This is a genomic window from Enterobacter cloacae complex sp. IR5441 (assembly GCF_049238215.1).
Lineage (GTDB): Bacteria > Pseudomonadota > Gammaproteobacteria > Enterobacterales > Enterobacteriaceae > Enterobacter > Enterobacter hormaechei_C.
In genome coordinates, this window is record NZ_JBMKIA010000095.1 from 1 (window position 1) to 1,798 (window position 1,798).

A 1,798-nucleotide genomic window follows, 5' to 3' on the forward strand; every position below is an offset into this window, starting at 1 on the left:
TCGAAATGTTTTATAACAGTAAGCGTCGGCATGGTTCTAGCGAACAGATGTCACCGACAGAATATGAAAACCAGTATTATCAACGGCTCGGAAGTGTCTAGATTATCCGTGGCGATTCACTAGGGTTACCTAATTCACCTATGTCTACTTCTGGCACAATGCAGAAATGAGATAGATTTACTTTATCCGCTTCTCGCTCAAAGCTGTCCGTAATCCCCTGCCTGCTTAAAAAAACCGGATTAACGTGTGATGTTTTTACGTTTTCCAGGCAGCCTTCATCGGTAAGTACCTGTCTTACAGACTTCAATGCACTTAGTTAAGAAACATCCTAATCGTCCTTTCGCCGATCGCGAGATCTGTTATGGCAGCTAAACTCGATTGATACCCCAATCCGCCGGGCAGCATTTCCTTTCCGCACGCAAGAAGGAGAAGATCATGAAAGCAGTAATTTACAACGGTCCTTATGATGTAAAAGTAAAAGACGTACCGGATGCGAAAATTGTCCGCCCCACGGATGTACTCGTCCGCATCACCACCACCAACATTTGTGGGTCGGACTTGCACATGTATGAGGGCCGGACCAGCTTTGAACAGGGACGGATTCTGGGTCACGAAAACCTGGGTGAAGTGGTCGAAATTGGCTCAGGCGTTGAACGTATTAAGGTGGGCGACTATGTTTGTCTGCCGTTTAACGTGGGATGTGGTTTTTGCGAAAACTGTGAAAAAGGTCTGACCGGCTTTTGTCTCACTACCAATCCGGGTTCGGCAGGCGCAGCTTATGGTTTTGCTGAAATGGGTCCCTGGGAGGGGGGGCAGGCGGAACTGCTTCGGGTGCCATTTGCCGACTTTAACTGCCTTGTTCTTCCCCCTGATGCGGCAGAAAAAGAAGATGATTATGTGATGCTCTCTGACATTTTTCCTACCGGCTGGCATGCAACAGAACTTGCCGGATTGAAGCCTGGTGAAAGCGTGGCCATTTATGGCGCGGGGCCGGTCGGTTTGATGGCAGCTCATTCGGCGATCATTAAAGGTGCTTCACAGGTGTTTGTGGTTGATACGCACACAGACCGGTTGGCTCTGGCTGAAAAAATGGGGGCGACGGGCATCAATGCTACTGGCGATGAAGCTGTACAAAAAATTCTCGACCTGACGGATGGACGCGGTACGGATTGTGGCTGCGAATGTGTTGGCTATCAGTGCTGTAACAAACATGGCCATGAAGATAACTCTGTCACCATGAACAGTCTTGTTGCGTCGACGAAAGCAACCGGGGGAATTGGTGTGGTTGGCGTCTTTATTCCTCAGGATCCGGGGGCTGAATCGGAGCTTGCCAGAGAGGGTAAGATGCCATTTGATTTTGGGAGTTTCTGGTTTAAAGGACAGGCAATCCGTACCGGCCAGGCGAACGTTAAGGCCTATAACCGTCAGCTGTCTCGCCTCATCCATCACGATAAAGCCAGTCCGGGCAAAATAATTTCTCATCGTCTTTCGCTTGAAGAGGCTCCTGCCGGATATAAGCACTTCGATGAGCGGGATGAAGGATGGACGAAGGTTATCCTTAAGCCTTAAATAGAGTTATCCGGTATGAGAAAGCAAAAACCGGGAAAGAATGTATGACTTTTGACAGGGTGCAATAAAATATCCTGTCAGGGCGTTATTATTCATACTTTCAGCTGCCAGGTGATGCTGCCAACTTACTGATTTAGTGTATGATGGTGTTTTTGAGGTGCTCCAGTGGCTTCTGTTTCTATCAGCTGTCCCTCCTGTTCAGCTACTGACGGGGTGGTGCGTAACGGCA

Annotated in this window: 2 protein-coding genes; both read left to right on the forward strand. The window is 48.7% G+C overall.

What is annotated here, in order from left to right:
• The first annotated feature begins 435 nt into the window (after window positions 1–435).
• On the forward strand, window positions 436–1,569 hold the full coding sequence (locus ACOTX5_RS26425) for a glutathione-independent formaldehyde dehydrogenase (protein ID WP_017384068.1): 1,134 nt from the start codon (window positions 436–438) through the stop codon (window positions 1,567–1,569).
• Window positions 1,570–1,734: 165 nt separating this feature from the next.
• Window positions 1,735–1,798: IS1 family transposase (locus ACOTX5_RS26430; RefSeq protein WP_001676991.1), on the forward strand; the 64-nt coding region annotated here is incomplete at its 3' end.

What these genes read in the sequence shown, in the direction of transcription:
- ACOTX5_RS26425 (WP_017384068.1), top strand. Translation starts at nt 436, where the DNA reads ATGAAAGCAGTAATTTACAACGGTCCTTATGATGTAAAAGTAAAAGAC.